This is a genomic window from Pelomonas sp. KK5, from assembly GCF_001984095.1.
GTDB lineage: Bacteria > Pseudomonadota > Gammaproteobacteria > Burkholderiales > Burkholderiaceae_C > KK5.
This window is the reverse complement of record NZ_LYVQ01000106.1, coordinates 1-20,000: the sequence shown is the minus strand read 5'-3', so window position 1 is coordinate 20,000 and position 20,000 is coordinate 1. Positions and strand designations below refer to the sequence as shown.

17 protein-coding genes and 1 pseudogene (1 of these 18 running past the window's edge) are annotated in these 20,000 nt (G+C 71.7%); 7 read left to right on the top strand and 11 right to left on the bottom strand.

The window, feature by feature from the left end; genetic code table 11:
* A protein-coding gene (gene gshA / locus B0W88_RS17335; RefSeq protein WP_077035896.1) for a glutamate--cysteine ligase crosses the window boundary here: on the top strand, nt 1-1,073 show its 3' portion. The gene continues 466 nt to the left of window position 1, outside the view; the window shows 1,073 of its 1,539 coding nt (coding positions 467-1,539); the start codon falls outside the window, past its left edge; it ends in the stop codon at nt 1,071-1,073.
* A 12-nt stretch (nt 1,074-1,085) separates the two neighbouring features.
* Here the strand turns inward: gshA and B0W88_RS17330 are convergent, their stop codons facing one another.
* From B0W88_RS17330 to B0W88_RS17310, 5 genes are all read right to left on the bottom strand, one after another.
* On the bottom strand, nt 1,086-1,529 hold the full coding sequence (locus tag B0W88_RS17330) for a DsrE family protein (protein WP_077035895.1): 444 nt from the start codon (nt 1,527-1,529) through the stop codon (nt 1,086-1,088).
* 10 nt (nt 1,530-1,539) lie between these two features.
* Nucleotides 1,540-2,064 (bottom strand): DUF2939 domain-containing protein, encoded by a 525-nt coding sequence (locus B0W88_RS17325; RefSeq protein WP_077035894.1) that lies wholly within the window; start codon nt 2,062-2,064, stop codon nt 1,540-1,542.
* The gene (locus B0W88_RS17320) at nt 2,061-2,690 is read right to left on the bottom strand and encodes a LysE family translocator (RefSeq protein ID WP_077035893.1); all 630 of its coding nucleotides are present in this window, start codon (nt 2,688-2,690) and stop codon (nt 2,061-2,063) included. The genes B0W88_RS17325 and B0W88_RS17320 overlap by 4 nt, the downstream gene beginning before the upstream one ends.
* 107 nt (nt 2,691-2,797) lie before the next feature.
* Nucleotides 2,798-4,480, bottom strand: a complete 1,683-nt coding sequence (locus B0W88_RS17315; RefSeq protein ID WP_233151748.1) for an AMP-binding protein — start codon at nt 4,478-4,480, stop codon at nt 2,798-2,800.
* Between the two features lie 80 nt (nt 4,481-4,560).
* Complete coding sequence (locus tag B0W88_RS17310) at nt 4,561-5,862, bottom strand: tryptophan--tRNA ligase (RefSeq protein ID WP_077035892.1); 1,302 nt, start codon at nt 5,860-5,862, stop codon at nt 4,561-4,563.
* A gap of 96 nt (nt 5,863-5,958) precedes the next feature.
* Between B0W88_RS17310 and B0W88_RS17305 the strand changes: the two genes are divergently transcribed.
* A complete protein-coding gene (locus tag B0W88_RS17305; protein WP_144006815.1) occupies nt 5,959-8,232 on the top strand; it encodes a bifunctional diguanylate cyclase/phosphodiesterase in 2,274 nt (757 codons plus the stop codon).
* On the opposite strand, the gene B0W88_RS17300 is transcribed toward B0W88_RS17305, so the two are convergent.
* On the bottom strand, nt 8,166-9,164 hold the full coding sequence (locus B0W88_RS17300; RefSeq protein ID WP_077035890.1) for a hypothetical protein: 999 nt from the start codon (nt 9,162-9,164) through the stop codon (nt 8,166-8,168). The genes B0W88_RS17305 and B0W88_RS17300 overlap by 67 nt on opposite strands.
* Nucleotide 9,165: 1 nt before the next feature.
* Nucleotides 9,166-9,801: a helix-turn-helix transcriptional regulator gene (locus B0W88_RS17295; protein WP_144006814.1), complete on the bottom strand. Its 636-nt coding sequence runs from the start codon at nt 9,799-9,801 to the stop codon at nt 9,166-9,168.
* A 120-nt stretch (nt 9,802-9,921) separates the two neighbouring features.
* Here B0W88_RS17295 and B0W88_RS17290 point away from each other — a divergent pair, with 120 nt between their 5' ends.
* Both B0W88_RS17290 and B0W88_RS17285 read left to right on the top strand, forming a co-directional pair.
* A complete protein-coding gene (locus tag B0W88_RS17290) occupies nt 9,922-10,599 on the top strand; it encodes a response regulator (protein WP_369973898.1) in 678 nt (225 codons plus the stop codon).
* A 197-nt stretch (nt 10,600-10,796) separates the two neighbouring features.
* Nucleotides 10,797-12,593 (top strand): sensor histidine kinase, encoded by a 1,797-nt coding sequence (locus B0W88_RS17285; RefSeq protein WP_077035887.1) that lies wholly within the window; start codon nt 10,797-10,799, stop codon nt 12,591-12,593.
* On the opposite strand, the gene asd is transcribed toward B0W88_RS17285, so the two are convergent.
* From asd to B0W88_RS17270, 3 genes are read right to left on the bottom strand one after another with little or no spacing between them, the layout of a single operon-like run.
* A complete protein-coding gene (gene asd / locus B0W88_RS17280; RefSeq protein WP_077035886.1) occupies nt 12,588-13,439 on the bottom strand; it encodes an archaetidylserine decarboxylase in 852 nt (283 codons plus the stop codon). The two genes, B0W88_RS17285 and asd, sit on opposite strands and share 6 nt — an antisense overlap.
* Nucleotides 13,432-14,064, bottom strand: coding sequence for a tRNA-uridine aminocarboxypropyltransferase (locus B0W88_RS17275; protein ID WP_077035899.1), 633 nt, complete (start codon nt 14,062-14,064; stop codon nt 13,432-13,434). The genes asd and B0W88_RS17275 overlap by 8 nt, the downstream gene beginning before the upstream one ends.
* A gap of 32 nt (nt 14,065-14,096) precedes the next feature.
* Entirely contained in the window at nt 14,097-14,594 is a 498-nt protein-coding gene (locus tag B0W88_RS17270) for a hypothetical protein (protein ID WP_144006813.1), read from the bottom strand.
* A 158-nt stretch (nt 14,595-14,752) separates the two neighbouring features.
* Between B0W88_RS17270 and B0W88_RS17265 the strand changes: the two genes are divergently transcribed.
* Nucleotides 14,753-17,578: a DEAD/DEAH box helicase gene (locus B0W88_RS17265; protein WP_233151747.1), complete on the top strand. Its 2,826-nt coding sequence runs from the start codon at nt 14,753-14,755 to the stop codon at nt 17,576-17,578.
* A gap of 31 nt (nt 17,579-17,609) precedes the next feature.
* Here the strand turns inward: B0W88_RS17265 and B0W88_RS17260 are convergent, their stop codons facing one another.
* The gene (locus tag B0W88_RS17260; protein ID WP_077035884.1) at nt 17,610-17,798 is read right to left on the bottom strand and encodes a hypothetical protein; all 189 of its coding nucleotides are present in this window, start codon (nt 17,796-17,798) and stop codon (nt 17,610-17,612) included.
* A 150-nt stretch (nt 17,799-17,948) separates the two neighbouring features.
* On the opposite strand from B0W88_RS17260, the gene B0W88_RS17255 reads away from it, so the two are divergent.
* Entirely contained in the window at nt 17,949-19,334 is a 1,386-nt protein-coding gene (locus B0W88_RS17255) for a M17 family metallopeptidase (protein ID WP_077035883.1), read from the top strand.
* 37 nt (nt 19,335-19,371) lie between these two features.
* A pseudogene (locus B0W88_RS17250) lies at nt 19,372-20,000 on the top strand (alpha-2-macroglobulin); the annotation flags it as partial.

Genomic DNA, 20,000 nt, shown 5'->3' with positions numbered 1-20,000 from the left:
CCGGCGTGACGAGCGAGGAATACTTCGGCCTGATCCGCAACTTCCGCCGCCACTCCTTCCTGCTGCTCTACCTGTTCGGCGCCTCGCCGGCGCTGTGTTCGAGCTTCGTGGACGGCCGCCGGCACGGCCTGCAGCTGCTCAACGAGGGCAGCTACTACATGCCCCACGGCACCTCGCTGCGCATGGGGCGGCTGGGCTACCAGAGCGATGCGCAGTCCTCGCTGGCGGTCAGCTACAACACGCTGGACAGCTACGCCGCCTCGCTGCAGGACGCGCTCACGCGGCCCTACCCGGCCTACGAGCAGGTCGGCATCCGCAACCCCGGCGGCGACTACAACCAGCTCAGCACCTCGCTGCTGCAGATCGAGAACGAGTTCTACGGCACGATCCGCCCCAAGCGCGTGATCGAGCCGGGCGAGCGCCCGCTGCATGCGCTGCGGGAACGCGGCGTGGAATACGTGGAGGTCCGCTGCATGGACCTCGACCCCTTCGTGGACATCGGCATCGCCGCGCAGACGATGCGCTTCCTCGACGTCTTCCTGCTGCATTGCCTCTACACCGACAGCCCGCCGGACACGCCCGAGGAAGTGCTCTCGCTGGCCCGCAACCAGCACCGCGTGGCCGAGCGCGGCCGCGAGCCGGGGCTGATGCTGGAGTGCGCCAACGGCCAGTGCCTGGGCGAGCGGCCGATGGTCGAGTGGGCGGCATCGCTGCTGCAGCAGTGCGAGCCGATGGCCGCCGCGCTGGACAGGGCCCACGGCGGCACGGCCTATGCCGAGGCGCTGGCCGCCGCGCGGGCCACGCTGGCCGACCCTTCGTCCACGCCCTCGGCCCGCGTGCTCGATGCGATGCACCGCGGCTACGGCGACTCGCACCTGAACTTCATCCGCCACAAGTCCGAGCAGACGAGGCAGGCGATCCGCGCGCTGCCCTTCAGCGCGGAGCAGCTGGCCCGTGCCGAGGCGCAGGCGCGGGAGTCGCTGGTGGCCCAGGCCGCGATCGAGGCCTCGGACGTGCTCCCGTTCGAGGAGTACCGCAAGCAGTACCTGGCCCCCGAGCGGATGCTGGCCTGATCGATCGATCGATCAGGGCTTCAGGTAGGCGAAGCCTTCGCGCTGCTGCAGGCGCGCCACGCGCACGACGCCGGAAGGCGTGAACTGCGCATCGAGCACGAACCTGTCCTTGGCGATGCCGCGGTTCTTCAGCGTGATCTCGCAGATCTCGAAGGCGACGCCGCGCGCCACCAGCGCGGAGACCAGCGAGGCGTACTCGATGTCGGGGTTCTTCGCGTCCTTGGCGCCTTCCATCAGGAAGTCGATGCCCTCGGCATGGGTGACGACGATGATCTTCGTGTCCGGCGCCACGTCCAGGTGGTTGCGGATGTTGCGCAGGCCCTTGGTGGCCTGGTTGGCGGTGTTGTCGATGTGATAGACGACCTTGTCGCCGCCGGCGGCGTTCGCGGTGGTGGTCGATGCGGACAGGGCGGCGCCAGCGATCAGCGCGCCGGCCATGCGACGGTTCGTGTTCATGTGCTCTCTCCTAAGGCAGTCTCAACTCTGCCAGCTTCCAGGCGAAGAAGCCGCGGCGCTGCAGGACCAGTTCGACCGGCTCGTCGTCCGAGCCCTTGGGCTTGACGCTGAAGACGAAGGTGTTCAGCCCCTCGTAGGCAAAGCCGGTTTCCAGCTCCGGCTCCTTCGCTTCGGTGCCGATCGCTCCTTCCACTGCGGCCTGCGCCGGCCGCTGGCCCTGCAGCAGGCGGGCCAGGCTCTCGGGCGTGATCGCCACGTCCACCATGGGCCCCAGCAGCGCCCCTGCCACCGCGGCGCCGAGCGCGCGGCCCGGCGAGGGCTCGCCCTTCTCGTTGCGCTCCGTGCCGAGCAGCTTGGCCTGCACGCCGCGCTTGAGGCTCTCGCGCAGCGCCTCGAAGTCCACATAACCGCCCAGCTTGGCGGCGTCGTGCGCGCGAGCGGCAGCGCGCATCTCGTGCACGGCGACGAAGGGACTGCCGAGGAAGAGCGCGAGCAGCAGGGCGGCGAGGATCAGGAGCAGCGGTTTCAGTTTCATGATGATTCAGTCAGGGCCAGCCGCAGGCCGAAGGCGACGAACAGCGCGCCGATGCCGCGGTTGAGCCAGCGGGCCGGCGCCGCGGCGATGCCCAGGCGCTTGCTGGCCAGCGCGGTGAACACCGCCAGGGCGTTGCACCACAGCATGCCGTTGATGTTGAAGATGCCGCCGAGCACGATGAAGGCCAGCGCCTTGTGCGGCGAGTCGGCCGCGATGAACTGCGGCACGAAGGCAAGGAAGAACAGCGCCACCTTGGGGTTCAGCACATTGGTGAGGAAGCCCTGGGCGAAGGCATTGCCGCGATCGGGCGCGGCGGCGTCCGAGGCCTTTCCACCGCGCGCCATCAGCATGCCGATGCCGATGTAGACCAGGTAGGCGGCGCCGACCCAGCGCACCAGCGTGAAGGCCGTGGCGGAGGCCGCCAGCAGCGCCGACACGCCCAGCGCCGCGGCCGCCACATGCACGCAGGTGCCGGCGCCGATGCCCAGCGCGGCCGCGCAGCCGGCACGCCAGCCCTGGCGCGCGCTGCGGCTCATGATGAGGATCGAATCGGGCCCCGGTGCGATGTTCAGCAGCAGGCCGGAGACGATGAAGAGCGAGAGGTCGTGGATGCCGAGGAACTCCATGCCCGGCAGCGTAACAGGGGCGCGGGCAAGTCGTCCGCCGGGCCGCCCCAAGGACGACTTGGCCCCCTCGGGGGGCCGCCCGCGTACCCGCGGGCGAGGGGCCCCATCTACTCTCCCCAGACCACGGGCCTGCCCTGGCCGACCCAGTCCTCGTAGCGCGCGCCGTACAGCTCCTCGATGCGGTTGCGGCGTACCTTGAAGGTCGGCGTGATCAGGCCGTTGTCCACCGTCCACGGCGTCTTCAGCAGCACCAGGCAGTCGAGCCGCTCGTGCGGATCCAGTGCGGCGTTCAGCGCGGCGAGGTGGGCGCCGAGGTCGGCGGCCACCTGCTCCGGCGGCAGCAGCGAGGCGTTCGGCGACAGCATCGCCAGGCCCAGCGGCTGGTTCAGGTTGGCGCCGGTCACGACGCAGGCCTCGACCAGCGGGCTGGCGCCCAGGCGGTCCTCGATCGGCGCCGGGGCCACGTACTTGCCCTTGCTGGACTTGAACAGGTCCTTGACGCGGCCGGTGATGCGCCAGCAGCCGGTGGCCGCGTCGAGCTCGGCCTTGTCGCCGGTTCGCTGCCAGCCGTCGGGCAGCAGGGTCTCGCGGGTCAGCGCCTCGTCCTTGTAGTAGCCCAGCATCATTGCGGGGCTGCGGATCTGCAGTTCGCCGCTGGCCGGGTCGATGCGGGCCTCCACGCCCTCGTAGGGCACGCCGACGGTGCCGCGCTGGTCCTTGCCGGGCTCGGTCAGGTGCGAGGCGCCGAGGTTCTCGGTCATGCCGTAGGCCTCGTTGACCGGCAGGCCCAGCCGGGCATAGAAGTCCAGCAGCGCCAGCGGCATCGGCGCGGCGCCGCCGGCGGCCAGGCGGCACTGGTCCAGGCCCAGCGTGCGCAGGATCTTCCTGCGGATCAGGCCGGAGACGATCGGCAGCTTCAGCAGCAGGTCCAGCTTCTTCGGCGGCAGCTTGGCATGCACGCCCTGCTGGAAGCGCACCCACAGCCGCGGCACCGAGAAGAACAGCGTCGGCCGCGCGCGCTGCAGGTCGGCGGCGAAGGTCTCCAGCGTCTCGGCGAAGTAGACCCGCAACCCGTGCGCCAGCCAGCCGTGCTCCACCAGCATGCGTTCGGCCACATGGGCCAGCGGCAGGTAGGACAGCATGCGGTCCTCGGTGCCCATCGTGAAGCGCCGGGTGCCGGTGCCCACGGCCCAGGCGAAGTTGCCGAAGGTGTGCATCACGCCCTTGGGCGCGCCGGTGGTACCCGAGGTGTAGATCAGCGTGCATAACTCCTCGGCCCGACGCATCGGCGTCTCGGCCAGCGGCGCCTGGGCGGCGCAGATCGCGTCCCAGCCGGGCAGGCTGCGGCGCGCCTCCTCGGGCGCCAGCGGATAGGCGATGCAGGGCAGGCCGACCGGGATGCCGGGCTTCATCGCCTCCCAGCCGTCGAGCTTGCCGATGAAGCAGGCGCGGGCCTCGCTGTGGTTGAGGATCTGCGCGATGGTGCCGGCCGACAGCGTCGGGTACAGCGGCACCGAGACGTGGCCGGCCATCCAGATCGCCAGGTCGCTGATCAGCCACCAGGCGCAGTTCTTCGAGAGGATGGCCACCATGCTGCCCGGCGGCCAGCCCTGGTCCTTCAGGTAGGCCGCCATGCGGCGCGCCTGGTCGGCCACCTGGGCCCAGCTGAGGTCCAGCAGCTGCCCCTTCCCCATGGGCTGCGTCAGCGCGATCGCGCCGGGCCGGGTGCGCTCCCAGTGGGCCAGGCGCTGCAGCGCCAGCGCGTCGTCGCTCGCTTTTGTCGTCGTCACTGCCGGTCTCCTCCTCCAGTGAGGATCCGACGCTACAACAAGCCGGCCTGCCTTGAAACCGTCACGTGTCTACGAACCGACTACTCGGCCTGCAGCAAGGCCTGCAGCGCCGCGGCGACGGCCGCCGCCTCGCCCAGCTGCCGCACCGGCGCGCCAGCCAGCGCCGCCGCGCCCTCGCGCTTGAGCCTGGCCACCCACTGGCCCGCGTCGCGGCCGGCCTCGAAGGCCTCGCTCTGAAGCAGCGTGGCGCCGTCGGCGGCGTTGAGCTTGAAGTAGAACTTGCCGTCGGCCTCGCGGTACTGCTTGAACACCGGCAGGGCGGCCTTGCCGTCGCCCTTGGAGCTAACGTCCGATTTCAGCGGCGCCGAGAAGCTGCGCAGGCCCACCGCCTCGCGCGCACGGGCCAGCAGCGGGCCGGCCAGCGCGCGGGCCTTGGCGGCGCCCTGCTGCAGGATGGCCTCGAGCTTGTCGGGGTGGGCCATCAGCTCGTCGTACTTCGCGCGCATCGGGCCGATCTGGCGCTCGATCTGGTCGAACAGGCGCTGCTTGGCCTCGCCCCAGGCCAGGCCGGCGCGCAGCTCGGCGCGGAAGGCCGCGCGCTCGGCCGGCGTGGCGAAGGCGTCGAAGATCGTGACCAGGGCCTGGCCTTCCGGCTCCTTGGGCTCGCCGGGCAGCTTGGAGTCGGTGACGATGCGGGCGATCGCGTCCTTCAGCGCCTTGCTGCCGCCGACGAAGAGCGGCACCACGTTGTCATAGCTCTTGCTCATCTTGCGGCCGTCCAGCCCCGGCAGCAGCTCCATCTCCGCCTCGACCTGCACCTCGGGCAGCACGAACAAAGGCGCGTCCGGCGGGCAGAAGAGATGGTTGAAGCGCTGCGCCACGTCGCGCGCCATCTCCAGGTGCTGCACCTGGTCCTTGCCGACCGGCACGCGGTGGGCGTTGAACATCAGGATGTCGGCGGCCATCAGGATCGGGTAGCTGAACAGGCCCATCGAGATGCCGGCGTCCGGGTCCTCGCCGGCGGCCACGTTGGCGTCCACCGCGCCCTTGTAGGCATGGGCCCGGTTCATCTGGCCCTTGGCGGTGACGCAGGTCAGCAGCCAGGTCAGCTCGGGGATCTCGGGGATGTCGCTCTGGCGGTAGATCAGCGTGCGCTCCGGGTCCAGGCCGGCGGCGATCCAGGTGGCGGTGATCTCCAGGCGCGAGCGGGCCACGCGGTCCGGCTCATCGCATTTGATGAGGGCGTGGTAGTCGGCCATGAAGTAGAAGCTCTCCACGCCGGGCTCGCGGCTGGCCGCGATGGCCGGGCGGATCGCGCCGACGTAGTTGCCGAGATGCAGGGTGCCGGTGGTGGTGATGCCGGTGAGGACGCGCTGGGTCATGGGTGCGAGGCGTGGGCAAGGGAATTCCTGCCATTGTCCCAGCAAGTCGCCGGGCCTCGCCGCGCGGCGCCGCTCCGTGTAGATTAGGCGTTAGCAATGACCTGGCTCATCCTCCTCAGCGCGAGTCTCAACGCCATGCTCGGCGTGACGCTGCTGCTGCTGTGGCGGATCGAGCGCCGGCATGCCTACGTGCGGCAGTGGGGCTGGAGCTGGATCCTGCTGTCGATCGGGCTGACACTGGGCGTGGCGCTGGCCACGCCGGGCCTCGCCGGCCTGCGCTACGACCTGCAGGCACTGGCCGCCTCCTGCAGCCTGATGGGCTCGCTCTTGCTGCAGGTGGCCGGGGCCCGCGCCTATCGCGGCCTGCCCTGGCGGCTCTCGAACGGCCTGCCGCTCTTCGCGGCCATGATGGTTGCCCTGGTGGTGGTGGCCGGCATCGGGCAGGTCTACGCGGTGATCGTCGGCGCGGCCTTCATGGTGATCGGTGCCTGGCTGTGCGCCTTCTGGATGTGGCGCGGCGGCAATGCGGCCGAGCGCTTCGTCGCGCTGTGCTTCGTGGCGATGGGCTGCGTGCATGCCAGCGGGCCGATGCTGGACGCCTACAGCCGCTCGCCGATCACCCACACGCTGGGCCTGTACGTGCAGATGGTGCTCTCGCTGGGCCTGGTGCTGCTGTCGGTGCGGCGCGCCCACAATGCCGCGCGCCAGCAGGCCGAGCGCTTCATCCAGCTCGCCCAGGTCTCGCTGCAGGCGCTGGCGGTGGTGCAGAACCGGCGCCTGGTCTATGCCAACCCGGCGGCGCTGGCGATGTTCGGCCTGCGCGACGAAGCCCACGCGCTGGGCCTGGACCTGATCACCACCATCCCGCCGGAGCTGCTGATCGAGTCGCGCGCCCGCCATGCCGAGGTGCTGGCCAACCCGCAGGCGCGCATCGAATGGGAGAGCGCGCGGCTCACCGCCGACCAGCGCCGCATCCACCTGCGCAGCCTGTCGAGCCACATCAGCTGGGACGGCGAGCCGGCCGAGCTGCAGGTGATGATCGACGACACCTCGCGCCGCCGCGCCACCGAGGCGCTGCGCCGCCAGGCCCTGCACGACGAGCTAACCGACCTGCCAAACCGCAATTTCGCCGTCGAGCGGCTGCGCGAGCTGACCTGGCCCGGCGCCGAGCCCTTTGCATTGATCTCGGCCGACCTGGACCGCTTCCAGCTCGTCAACGAGAGCCTCGGCCACGAGGTGGGCGATGCGCTGCTGCGCGCGATCGCGCGGCGCCTGGCCCACCAGCTGCCGCCGCAGGCGCGGCCGATGCGGCTGGGCGAGGACCAGTTCCTGGTGATCGTCGAAGGCGCCGGGGACGCAGCCGCCGCGCTGGTGGTGGCCGAGGCGATGCTGGGCCTGCTGGAGACGCCTTTCGCGGTGGAGGGCAACGAGCTCTTCGTGCACCTGTCGGCCGGCATCGCGCTGTACCCGCAGGACGGCGTGGACGGCCCCGCCCTGCTGCGCGCCGCCGACTCGGCGATGCACCGCGCCAAGGCCAGCGCCGGTGCCTCCTGCATCTTCTTCGACCGCAGCATGAACGGCGCCTCGCGCGCCCGGCTGGAAATCGAGCAGGCGCTGGGCCGGGCGATCGCGGCGCGCCAGTTCCTGCTGGAGTACCAGCCCAAGTTCACGGCCGGCACGCGCGCGCTGTGCGGCTTCGAGGCGCTGGTGCGCTGGGAGTGGCCGGAGCGCGGTCGCATCCCGCCGGGCGAGTTCATCCCGGCAGCCGAGCGCACCGGCCAGATCAAGGCGCTGGGCGAGTTGATCCTGGAGCTGGCCGGCCGCCAGCTGCAGGCCTGGCAGCAACGGGTCGGGCCGGAGCGGCTGCTGCCGGTGGCCGTCAACGTGTCGCCGCTGCAGTTCGAGGACGCGGGCTTCGCCACGCGGCTGCTGGCCGGCCTGGCGGCGCGCGGCCTGCCCACGTCGGCGCTGGAGATCGAGATCACCGAGACCGCCGCCATCGGCAGCCTGTCCCGCGTGCTGCCCCAGCTGCAGCGCCTGCACGAAGCCGGCGTGCACTGCTCGCTGGACGACTTCGGCACCGGCCAGTCCTCGCTGACGCTGCTGCGCCAGCTGCCGATCTCGGCGATGAAGCTGGACCGCAGCATGATCGAGCCGCTGCCCGAGGCGCAGGCCGCCGCGGTGGTCAGCGCAACCTGCGCGTTAGGGCGCTCGCTGAAGCTGCAGATCGTGGCCGAGGGCGTGGAGGACGAGGTGCAGGCCCGCGCCGCCGAGGAGCTGGGCTGCACGCAGCTGCAGGGCTATCACCTGGGGCGGCCGATGGCGGCGGAGCTGGCGGGGCAGTTGCTGGACGCGCCCTGCGGCACCTGACGGGGCCATTGGCCACGGTCGATCAGGCGCGTCTTCTTGAGCTCGCCGCGGTGGTACAGCGAGACCCGCAGCGATGCGTCGTCGATGTCGAGGATGCCGAACACCTCCGAGCGCTTGATCGGCGACGGGATCGGCGGCGTGGTCTGGGCCATCGCGCTGGACACCGCCTCCAGCGGCCATGCGGCGGCATCGAGCTTCAGGTTGTGGCGGTCGCCGCTGAGCACCAGGATGTCGTGGCGGGTGGCCAGGCCGCGCAGCCAGTCGTTGTCGGGCGACCTGGCCCAGTCCGCGGCGTCGGTGCCGCGCGCGATCAGGTGCAGCACACCGGGCTCGGCCGCGTCGATCTGCACCAGCGCCTGTTCGAGCGCATGGCGCTGCGCCTGGCCCAGGATGCTGCCCCCTTCGGCTTCGCGGAAGGAACGCCCGTCGGTCAGGTGCAGGCGCACCCGGTGCGGCAGCTCGACCATCGCGGCGATGCTGCCGGCCGGCGGTGCACCGCTGCCCTGCGGCCAGGGGTTGGGGCCGTAGTCCGCCGGCTTCTGCACCAGCGCCTGGCGGAACTGCTGGAACAGCGCGTGGCTCAGGTTCACCTTGTCGCGCGGCGTGTCCGGCAGTGCGCCGCAGGCATTGTTCCAGCCGAAGTCGTGGTCATCCCAGATGGCATGGACCCTGGCGTCGCGAATGGCGCGGCGGAAGCTCGCCACCCGCCATTGCAGCGTGTAGGCCCTGTGCATCTCGGCCGAGAAGTCCGCCAGCGGGGCGCCCCGGGGCTGGCCGTTGTCGTACTTGTGGCCCAGCCCGTAGTCCATGTAGATGCTGTCGCCGAGCATGACGATGTGCTCGGGGCGATGGACCTCGGCCAGTTCGTCCCAGGCCTTCTGGCGGGCGTCCCGGATGGCATCGCAGCAGGACAGGAAGGCGATCTTCACCATGTCAGGCCACCGCCACCTTCACGACCGGCGGCAAACGCGCCATCGTGTGCAGCAGCGCACCGATGTCGGACATGCCGGTCTTGGCCCGCAGCGAGCTGATGTGGGTGCGCACGGTCGACAGCGCCACGCCGCGCCCCTGCGCGATCGCCTCCGGCGAATGGCCGGCGCACAGGCCGCTGAGCACCGCCGTCTCCACCGTGGTCAGGCGCTGGATGCGGGCGTAGAAGCTGAGGGTCAGGTCCTGACACAGGCCCGGCTTGGCCAGCATCAGCATCGCCCGCGCGCCGCCCAGCGGCACCACCGAGACCGCGCCGCTGGGCGAGCCCGGCTCCGGCGGCAGCAGCGTGCGCAGGCCGCGGAACACGGCCGCGCCGACAGCGTGCAGCAGCCGGGCGTCGGCGGCATCGTCGGCGCCGGCGACGCTGCGCCCGGCGGTCAGCCGCAGCGGGCGGCCGGTGCGCAGCAGCGCATCACCGAGACGGTTGGCATGCCGCAGGTGCAGTTCGGCGTCGACCACCAGCATCGGGTAGTCCACCTCGTCCAGCGCGGCGGCGGCCAGCGTGGCATCGAGCAGGTCTGCCGGCTGCAGCGACTCGGCCATCAAGGTATCGGCAGCGTGAATAACGTTCATCGTCATCGGAGCCTCCCAGGCTGTGCTGCGGCGCAGTGTGCCGAGCCGGCCGGCCCTTGGCGATACCAGATATTGATGATGTCCCGCACTGGCCCGGCGGCCGCCGGCCATGACAAGATGCCGGCCATGGAACCCATCTCCGTGGCCCTGGTCGAGGACGACGCCGGCACCCGCGAACGGCTCGGCCATGTCATCGCCGCCGAGCCGACGCTGCGCCTGGCCCATTGCGCAGCCACCGGCGGCGCGCTGCTGGAATGGTTCGCCGACAACGCGGTGGACGTGCTGCTGGTCGACCTGGGCCTGCCTGACCGCTCGGGGCTGGACGTCATCGCGCGCTGCTGCCGCATGCAGCCGGCCTGCGCGGTGATGGTGATCACGATGTTCGGCGACGAATCGCACATGTTGCGCGCCTTCGAGGCCGGCGCCCGCGGCTACCTGCTCAAGGACGGCACCGAGGCCGACCTCGCCACCCACGTGCGCAGCCTGCATGCCGGCGGCTCGCCGATGACGCCGATCATCGCCCGCCAGCTGCTGGCCCGCTGGCAGGCCGACGCTGCCGCCGGCCGCGCGCCCAGCGCCGCGCCGCCGCGCGTGCCGCCGGCCGGGCAGGAGGCGCTGTCGCGCCGCGAGACCGAGGTGCTGGACCTGGTGGCCCGCGGCTTCACCTATGCGGAGATCGCCGCGCAGATGGGCGTCAGCGTGGCGACTGTGCAGACCCATGTGCGCAACATCTACGGCAAGCTGGGCGTGCACAACCGCAGCGAGGCGGTGTTCGAGGCCCGCCAGGTCGGTCTGCTCCCCTGAAAGGATGGAGCCCCTCGCCCACCCTCGCGGCGCTGAACGCGTGCGAGCCTGGTCGGTCCCCCAAGGGGACGGCGATTGCCCGGGCATCGAGCCCGGGCAACATCGCCAGCCGGGCCGGCTTGGGGCGGCCCGGCGCTCGGCCCGAAATACCTGGCTTCATTCGTCGCGTGTGCTGCATCGCACCGTGGAGAACTGACATGCGCTGGCTGCTCTGCCTGCTGCTGGCACTGGCGCTGGGCAATGCCGGGGCCGAGCCGGTGCAGCGCCTGGACCACGCCGACGCAGTGCTGATGCCGGACGGCCTTCCCGAGCAGCAGCGGCCCGGCCTCACGCTCGACTTCCGCTGGGACTCGGCCTTTCCCGGCCGCGGCGGCGGCGCCCTCTACCGCATCGCCCTGCCGCCGCTGGACCCGGCCGGCCAGCCCGCGCTGCACATTGAGCGGCTCGGCAACCAGGCCCGGCTGCGGCTGAACGGCCAGCCGCTGCAGGACCTCGGCCGCCTCGGCGATGCCTCGCACGACAGCGGCAAGCTGAGCCAGCTGGTGCTGCTGCCGCCAGCGCTGCTGGCGCCGCCGGGCCGGCCCAACGCGCTGGAGATCGAGGCCACGATGCAGCCGCTGCGCGGCGGCGGGCTGTCCGCGCTGCAGCTGGGGCCGCTGGCCGAGATCGAGCCGCAGTTCGCCGCGCGGCGGCTGCTGGAGCAGACCCTCTCCGCTGCCTATGCCGGCGGCTTCCTGCTGATGGGCGGCCTGGCCGGCGCGCTGTGGTGGCGCCAGCGCGATCCGCTGTACGGCAGCTTCAGCCTGGCCACGCTGTGCGGCATGCCGCGGCACCTGGACCGGGTGCTGCCCGTCGTGCCCGAGCCCTGGCTGGCCTGGGGCGCGCTGCTGGCGATCAGCTACGGACTGCAGTTCGTGCTGCTGGCCCGCTTCATCGCGCTGGCGCTGTCGGCGCGGCCGGCCTGGCTGCTGCGCGCGATCGACGCGGCGCTGGTGCTGGTGGCGGCGCTGGCCGGCCTGTCGTTCGCGCTGCGCCAGCCGCTGCTGTGGACCGCCGCGCTGCTGCTGCTGCTGCCGATGGGCCTGGCCACCTTCGCCGCGGTGTGGCGCGAGGCGCGGCACGGCAGCAGCGCCATCGTGCGCCTGGTCTTCGCCGGCGGCTGCATCGCGCTGGCGGCCGGCGCGCACGACGTGCTGATGGTGCGCATGGGCCTGTTCGGCGGCGCCCACCATCCGCTGTCCCCGCATGCGATGTTCTTCTTCGTGCTGATCCTGGCGGCCCTGGTGGCCGGGCGCTACAGCCGCACCGTGGCCGACTATCGCGCGCTCAACGAGACGCTCAGCGAGCGGGTGGCCGAGCGCGAGCAGCACCTGCGCGAGGCCTTCGAGGCGCTGCGCCACCAGCAGCAGGAACAGGCGGTGCTGAACGAGCGCCAGCGCATCATGCGCGAGATCCACGACGGCATCGGCTCGCAGCTGGTGGGCCTCTTGAATATGGTGGGCCGCGCCGGGCCCGAGCAGCTGAGCGAGCAGGTGCGGCTGGCGCTGGACGAGATGCGCATGGCGGTCGATTCGCTGCAGCCGGTGCACAGCGACCTGACCACCGTGCTGGCCACGCTGCGCTACCGGCTGCAGCCGCGGCTGCAGGCGGCCGGCATCGAGGTGGTGTGGGACGTGGCCGCGCTGCCGCCGCTGGCCGAGCTGCCGCCGCAGTCGGTGCTGCATGTGCAGCGCATCCTGCTGGAGGCCTTCACCAATGTGCTCAAGCATGCGCGCGCCAGCCGGGTGACGATGCATGCGCGCTGGCTGGCCGAGGCGCACACGATCGCGCTGCGGCTGTCGGACAACGGCATCGGTGCACCGGCCGGTGCCGGCGGCGGCCATGGCCTGAAGAACATGCAGGCCCGCGCCGAGGCCATCGGCGCCCGGCTGCGGCTCGAAGCCGCCGAGGGCGGCGGCTGCTGCGTGGCTCTCGACTGGCCCCAGCCCCTATGAGGATGGGTTGGCCATCACCTCGCCGAGGCGGATCGCGCCGCCCGGCTGCCAGGCCGCGTTGAAGGCCAGATCGCCCTTGGGGAACAGCATCACGACGGTGGAGCCGAGCAGGAAGCGGCCCATCTCCTCGCCCTGGCGCAACACGATCTGCTGGTCGCCTTGATAACGCCAATCCCGCACGGTGCCGGGCCGCGGCGGGTTGACCTGGCCGTGCCAGACCGTGGCCATGCTGCCGACGATGGTGGCACCCACCAGCACCAGCACCCAGGGGCCGCGTTCGCCTTCGAACACGCACACCACCCGCTCGTTGCGCGCAAACAGGCCGGGCACGCCGCGGGCGGTCGTCGGGTTGACCGAGAACAGGTCGCCGGGCACATGGATCATGCGCAGGAGCCGGCCGTCGCAGGGCATGTGGATGCGGTGGTAGTCGCGCGGGCTGAGGTACAGCGTGGCGAAGTGGCCGTCCTGGAACTGCGCGGCCAGCTGCGCATCGCCGCCGACCAGGGCGGTGGTCGTGTAGTCGTGGCCCTTGGCCTGGTAGATGCGGTCCCGCGTGATCGCGCCGAACTGGCTGATCGCGCCGTCCACCGGGCAGATCAGCCCGGCGCCCGCCAGCGGCCGCGCGCCCGGCTTCAGCGCGCGGGTGAAGAAGTCGTTGAAGGTGGCGTAGCTGGTGATGTCGGGGTTCGCCGCCTCGGCCATGTTGACGTCGTAGCGGGCCACGAAGCGGCGGATCGTGCCGGTCGTGATGCCGCCCAGCTTCGCCCCGGCCAGCTTGCCGGCCAGCACGGTCAGAGCCTTCTTGGGCATCAGGTACTGCGGCAGAACGGCCAGGCGATCAGACACGGGAAACCCTGCGGTCGGTGAAGGGAGCGCGATTGTAGTAGTGGCCCGCGGCCGCCTCGACGAAGCCGCCGAAGGCCTCCAGCAGGGGTTCATAACGTCCTGACTCAGCGGTGCCGCCGAGCTGCTGCAGCGCCCTCACGCCGGCCTCCAGCGTCGACAGCTGGTGCGGCGCATGGGCCTTGCGCAAGGCGCCGTAGCGGGACGGCGCCTGCTCGGCCAGGGCCAGCCGCGGCAGGCCGAGCAGCCAGGGATTCAGTTGCAGCATCAGCCGGCTCTTGCGCCAGGTGGCGTCGAGCAGGATCAGGCGCTCGACCGGCGCCGGCGCGGCGCCCCGGCCCTCGTCGACCGGATAGAGCAGTGCGCTGCGCTCCAGCGGGCCCAGCGACGCGGGCTCGAACTGCTCGCCGACGACGATCCGGCAGCGCGTCAGGCTCAGGCCCAGCAGCGCGGCGCTGTTCTTGGCCTCGCGCGCCTCCTGCGGATGCTGGAGCACCACCAGTTCCACCGCCGCGTTGTCCACCGGGCGGATCCAGGCGCAGAGGCAGGCGCGCGACGGCCGCCGGCAGCGCGGGCACTGCGGGCGGCAGGGAGATGGATGAACAGGGTCGGCAGGCGTGTTCGTCATGGCGTCATCCGCCATGAGAACACGGGCGGCGCTCAGGCCGGCACAGGGCGGGAAACCGGCCTCAGCACGCGCCGACCAGCGAGGCGGCGGGCCACGCCGCCGCCGATCAGGCTCGCGCCGATGACCGCGAGGATGTTCAGCACGCCCCACAGCGGCGGCACGTTCGAGGACAGCAGCAGGGTGGAGATGGTCTGGTAGCTGCGCGGCACCAGCGCGAAGTTGATCGCGCCGTAGACCAGGCCCACCAGCCAGGCGACGCCGATGCCGCCGTAGAACCAGGCGTTGACCGGCCGGCGCGACTTCGGCGGCAGCCGCAGCGCCAGGCTGCTCCAGACCAGGGCCAGCAGGAACACCACCAGCGCGATCGCCAGCGCGACGATGAGCACGAACTGCACGCTGTCGCGCCCACCCAGCCGCTTCGCCAGCTCGCGCGGCACCTGCACGCCGCCGAGCATCGAGGCACACACCAGTGCCGTCACGTAGAGGAACAGGCCTGAGACGAAGGCTCCGACACGGCGCATGTCACGCATGGTTGGCTCCACTGGATCTTGTGATGTGATGGAAAGCAATTCTGGGGCGCTTGGCTGCAGGAACGGGGGACAGATGTCCCCTGTCTCAGGGGTCTGCTTGTCAAGGAGGAGCCCCCTGAACAGGGGGCTCCCATACAGGTTGGACAATGCCGGCCAGCATGAGCGCCACAGCCCCCGACCTGACCGAAACCCGCCTCTGGCCGCCCGAGGAGGCGCAACTGCAGCGCCTGTTCGAGCGGGCCAGGCTGCAGCGGGGCCGGGTCCTGCTGACCGCCATCGTGGACATCGACGCCGATGCCGCCGGCGCAGTCGCCCGTGTGCGCGGCGGCGGCGCGCTGGTCCACGAACTGGCGGTGCAGGGCGTGCGCGACGCCCGGGGCCGGCCGCACTACAGCGCCCTGTGCAGCTGCAGCACCGGGCGCTTCTGCGAGCACGCCGCGGCGGTGATGCTGAAGCTGCAGGCCCAGGCCGATGCGCCACGGCGCGAGCAGCTGCTGCAGCTGTGGCTCGACGCACTGCGCCGCAAGGCCGGCCGCGAGGAGCTGAAGTCCCTGCCCCGCTTGCCCGAGGCCGACGCGGCGCGACTGATGGACTTGCTGATGGAGGATGGCTCGCCGGCGCCGCCGACCGCGCCGGCGCCGATCGCCGAAACGCCGCCCGAAGCCGAGCCCGCCACCTTCCGCCCCCGCCTCACGCTGCGCACGCTGGGCCGCGGCGACGGCCTGCTGGGCCTGCAGCGCGGTGGCACGCTGGGTCCGCGCGGTGACTCGGTGACCATCGCCGAGGTGGACTGGACCTACCGCTGCGAGGACGGCCACGCCTGGTCCACGCCCGCGCCGCGCTCGCTGCTGAACAGCCGCCCCGCGGCCACGGTCGAGATCGCGCCGGGGCGGCGCATCGCCCGCGACCTCGGCGCCGAGGCCGATGCCCGCGACCAGCTCTGGTCGCTGGGCCTGCTGCCGCTGGACCCGGCCCAGCTGCAATGGCGCGATCCCGCCGCCGAGGGCCCGTCCGCTCCCTGGACCCTGCTGCAGGAGGAGTTCTTCGGCCCCTTCTGGACCGAGCGGGTGCCTGCGCTGCAGCAGCAGGGCTGGGCCGTCGTCGCGCTGCCCGGCTTCACCCACCGCCCGGTGCAGCCGCAGGGCTGGACGGCCCGGCTGGAGCCGCTGGCCGGTTCGGCCCGCAGCGGCTCCTGGCTGCTGAGCCTGGGGGTGGAGGTGGACGGCGAGACGCTCGACCTGGCCCCGATGATCGCCACGCTGCTGCGCCATGACGCCCGCTGGACCAGCGCCGAGGCGATCGCCGGCATCGACGACGACGCGATCATCCTGCTGACCGCCCCCGGCGGCCGCCAGATCGAGGCGCCCGCCGGCGTGCTCAAGCCCATCCTGTCCGCCCTGCTGGACCTGCTGGCCGACACGCCCGAGGGCCCGATCGTGATCAGCGAGTGGGACGCCACGCGGCTCACGCAGGTGGAAGACCACTCGCTCTGGCGCTTCTTCGGCGACGGCGACCTGCGCCGCATGGCCCATCGCCTGCTGGCGGCCGGGTCCCCGCCGCCGGTCGAGCCGCCGGCCGGCCTCGGCCTCGAACTGCGCCCCTACCAACTGGCCGGGCTGGCCTGGCTGCAGTACCTGCGCGCCCACGACCTCGCCGGCATCCTGGCCGACGACATGGGCCTGGGCAAGACCGCCCAGACCCTCGCCCACCTGCTGCTGGAAAAGCAGGCCGGGCGGCTGGACCGCCCGGCGCTGGCCGTGCTGCCGACCTCGCTGCTGTTCAACTGGCGCGCCGAGGCCGCACGCATCACGCCGGATCTCAGCGTACTGGTGCTCCACGGCCCGGCGCGGGCCGTGGACTTCTCCCGCCTGCAGGAGTTCGACCTGGTGCTCACCACCTACCCGCTGCTCTGGCGCGACATCGCCGAGCTGCAGCGCCAGCGCTGGCACCTGCTGATCCTGGACGAGGCGCAGACGGTCAAGAACGCCGCCAGCCGCGCCGCCCGGGCCGCCCGCAAGCTGCCCGCCCGGCACCGGCTGTGCCTCACCGGCACCCCGCTGGAGAACAACCTGGCCGAGCTGTGGGCGCAGTTCGACTTCCTGATGCCCGGCTTCCTGGGCGACTCGCGCGGCTTCCAGCGCCGCTGGCGCAAGCCGATCGAGACCAATGGGGAGAGCCTGCGCGCGCAACTGCTGGCCCAGCGGGTGCGGCCCTTCATCCTGCGCCGCAGCAAGGACCAGGTGGCCACCGAGCTGCCGCCGCTGACCACCGTGGTGCGCCGCGTCCAGCTGGAAGGCGCCCAGCGCGAGCTCTACGAGAGCGTGCGGGTGGCTGCGGACAAGCAGGTGCGCCGGGTGCTGGCGCAGAAGGGTTTCGGCGGCGCCCTGGTCTCGGTGCTGGACGCGCTGCTGAAGCTGCGCCAGGTCTGCTGCGACGCCCGGCTGCTGCGGGAGGGCGCCGAGGGCCGCGCCAAGCTGGACCTGCTGATGGACATGCTGCCGGAGCTGCTGGACGAGGGCCGGCGGGTGCTGGTGTTCTCGCAGTTCACCACGATGCTGGACCTGGTGGCGGCAGAACTGGACGCGAGGCGGCTCGGCTACCTGACCCTGACGGGCGCCACGCCGGTCGCGCAGCGCGCGGGCATCGTGGGCCGCTTCCAGGCCGGCGAATCAGCGCTGATGCTGGTCAGCCTGAAGGCCGGCGGCGTGGGCCTGAACCTCACGGCGGCCGACACGGTGATCCAGCTCGACCCCTGGTGGAACCCGGCCGTCGAGGCCCAGGCCGCCGCCCGCGCGCACCGCATCGGGCAGGACCGGCCGGTGTTCGTCTACAAGCTGGTGGTCGCCGGCAGCATCGAGGAGAGGATGCTGGAACTGCAAGCCCGCAAGGAGGCGCTGGCGGCGCGCGTGCTGGGCGTGGATGCGGCGGATGCGCCGAAGTTCAGCGCGGAGGATCTGGATCTACTGTTGGCGCCGCTTGCGTAAGCGCGTAAGCGAGCGCCAACTTGTCCGAGAATCAGCGCTTTTTGTCCAACACCAGGATGTGGGCCAGGCTGCGGCGCTCGACGCCGAAGCTGCCGGACTCGAAGGCCTCGTGCTTGCGGCCCTTGCCGTCGGTGTTCATCACGTCGGCTTGCAGGGCGGCGATGCGGCGGGCGCCGTGGGCGTCGTTCTTCTGCGGCAGATTGCGGGTCATCATCAGCATGTCAGTCCAACCTTCTCGTTAGCTCCGCCGTTTTTGCGGCGTCTGCGGGCACAACGGAGCGCCCGTTGACCCGGTTGACAGCGGACTCACAAATCTTTGCAACTTGCCGGGACAATCACGCCTTCGCCAAAACCAGCCCCCGCGACACCGATGACCGTCCAGACCTTCAAGAAATCCGCCCCCGCGGCCGCCGTGCCCGTCACCGTCGTCGACCGCGCCGGCTTCGCCGCCCTGGCCAAGGCGCTGCCGGCCGCGACACGTCACTGGCTGGCGGTCAACAAGTTCACCGGCGGCCCGAACAGCCACTGCCTCGTGCCCGGCAGCGACGGCAAGCTCGGCCAGGTCTTCGCCGGTGTCGCCCATGCGACAGATCCGTTCGCGCTGGCCGCCCTGCCGATGGCCCTGCCCGAAGGCGACTACCGCCTCGCCGATGAAGGCCTGACCCTCTCGCCCGAGGCCGCCGCCCTGTCCTGGGAACTGGGTGGCTACCAGTTCGACCTCTACAAGCCACGCCGCCGCGCGCCGGCCGTGCTGCACCTGCCGTCCTCGCCCGAGCTGGAGCGCGGCCTGGCCCAGGCCACCGCCATCGCCGCCACCCGCGACCTGGTCAACACCCCGGCCGAGCACATGGGCCCGGCCGAGCTGGCCAAGGCCGCCGAGATGGTGGCGAAGCAGCACGGCGCCAAGTTCAGCGAGATCGTCGGCGACGCGCTCTTGAAGAAGAACTTCCCGGCCATCCACGCCGTCGGCCGCGCCAGCACCCGCGCGCCACGCCTGATCGAGCTGAGCTGGGGCAAGGCCAAGGCCCCGCTGCTGAGCATCGTCGGCAAGGGCGTCTGCTTCGACACCGGCGGCCTGGACATCAAGCCCGCCGACGGCATGCGCCAGATGAAGAAGGACATGGGCGGCGCCGCCAACGCGCTGGGCCTGGCCGCGCTGGTGATGGCCTTCAAGCTGCCGGTGCGGCTGCAGGTGCTGATCCCGGCGGTGGAGAACTCGATCGCCGGCAATGCCTACCGCCCCGGCGACATCTTCAAGACCCGCAACGGCACGCAGATCGAGATCGGCAACACCGACGCCGAAGGCCGCGTGATCCTCTGCGACGCGCTGTCCTACGCCGTCGAGTCCAAGCCCGAGCTGATCATCGACCTGGCCACGCTGACCGGCGCCGCCCGCGTCGCCCTGGGCCCGCAGTTGCCGGCCCTGTTCGCCCGCCACATGGACGAGGCGCGCGACCTGGTCGACCTGGGCCTGAAGCTGGACGACCCGCTGTGGCACATGCCGATCTGGCAGCCCTACAAGTCGGGCATCGAGAGCACGCTGGGCGACATCGTCAACACCGGCAAGAGCCCGCTGGCCGGCGCCATCAACGCCGCGCTGTTCCTGGACCACTTCGTCCCGGCCGACCAGGACTGGCTGCATGTGGACCTGTTCGCCTGGAACGCCGAGCCGCGCCCGGGCCGCCCGGTCGGCGGCGAGGCGCAGACGATCCGCACGCTGCTCGGGTATTTGGAACAGCGCTTCACGCGGGGTTGATGCCCCTAGACTCCCTGCCCAAACGCAGGGAGTCTCGATGAAGGCGCTTCTTCTTTCTTCTCTCCTCGGGCTGGCGGCCAGCGCTGCAGGCGCCGTCACGATCGACAGCGCCAGCCCCAAGGGCGAAGTGGCCCAGGTGCGGCAGTTCCAGGTCCGCTTCTCCGAGGCGGTCGTGCCGCTGGGCGATGCGGCCCAGCCAGCGCCGGTCACGGTGCAGTGCGAAGGCACGCCGGAGCCGGCGCCCAAGGGCCAGGGCCGCTGGCTCAACGAGAAGGAATGGGTGTTCGAGCTGGAGCGGCCCCTGCCGCCCGGCGCCAGCTGCCGCATGGCGCTGCGCAGCGAGTTCCGCGCCGACATGAGCTGGAGCGGCGCCCGCGATGTCGCTTTCCGCGTGGCCGCCCCGCGCGTCATCTCCACCCGGCCCAACAACTACCAGTCGATCGAGGAAGAGCAGCAGTTCCTGCTGCGCTTCTCGGCCGCGCCGGCGGCCGAAAGCCTGGCCGGCCGCCTCTGGTGCGAATCCCGCAGCCTGGGTGAACGGGTGCCGGCCGTCATCCAGCCCACGGCGCGGCGGGACGAACTGCTGGCCGCGCTGCGCCTGAAGCGCGTCGCCCCGGCGGACGAGTGGCTGCTGCTCGCCTGCCAGCGCCCGATGCCGGCCGGCAT

Bases quoted from the DNA above. Each gene is read 5' to 3' on its own strand.
- B0W88_RS17330 (WP_077035895.1), bottom strand. From the start codon at position 1,529: ATGAACACGAACCGTCGCATGGCCGGCGCGCTGATCGCTGGCGCCGCC.
- B0W88_RS17325 (WP_077035894.1), bottom strand. From the start codon at position 2,064: ATGAAACTGAAACCGCTGCTCCTGATCCTCGCCGCCCTGCTGCTCGCG.
- B0W88_RS17320 (WP_077035893.1), bottom strand. From the start codon at position 2,690: ATGGAGTTCCTCGGCATCCACGACCTCTCGCTCTTCATCGTCTCCGGC.
- B0W88_RS17310 (WP_077035892.1), bottom strand. From the start codon at position 5,862: ATGACCCAGCGCGTCCTCACCGGCATCACCACCACCGGCACCCTGCAT.
- B0W88_RS17305 (WP_144006815.1), top strand. From the start codon at position 5,959: ATGACCTGGCTCATCCTCCTCAGCGCGAGTCTCAACGCCATGCTCGGC.
- B0W88_RS17300 (WP_077035890.1), bottom strand. From the start codon at position 9,164: ATGGTGAAGATCGCCTTCCTGTCCTGCTGCGATGCCATCCGGGACGCC.
- B0W88_RS17295 (WP_144006814.1), bottom strand. From the start codon at position 9,801: ATGACGATGAACGTTATTCACGCTGCCGATACCTTGATGGCCGAGTCG.
- B0W88_RS17290 (WP_369973898.1), top strand. From the start codon at position 9,922: ATGGAACCCATCTCCGTGGCCCTGGTCGAGGACGACGCCGGCACCCGC.
- B0W88_RS17285 (WP_077035887.1), top strand. From the start codon at position 10,797: ATGCGCTGGCTGCTCTGCCTGCTGCTGGCACTGGCGCTGGGCAATGCC.
- B0W88_RS17275 (WP_077035899.1), bottom strand. From the start codon at position 14,064: ATGACGAACACGCCTGCCGACCCTGTTCATCCATCTCCCTGCCGCCCG.
- B0W88_RS17270 (WP_144006813.1), bottom strand. From the start codon at position 14,594: ATGCGTGACATGCGCCGTGTCGGAGCCTTCGTCTCAGGCCTGTTCCTC.
- B0W88_RS17265 (WP_233151747.1), top strand. From the start codon at position 14,753: ATGAGCGCCACAGCCCCCGACCTGACCGAAACCCGCCTCTGGCCGCCC.
- B0W88_RS17260 (WP_077035884.1), bottom strand. From the start codon at position 17,798: ATGCTGATGATGACCCGCAATCTGCCGCAGAAGAACGACGCCCACGGC.
- B0W88_RS17255 (WP_077035883.1), top strand. From the start codon at position 17,949: ATGACCGTCCAGACCTTCAAGAAATCCGCCCCCGCGGCCGCCGTGCCC.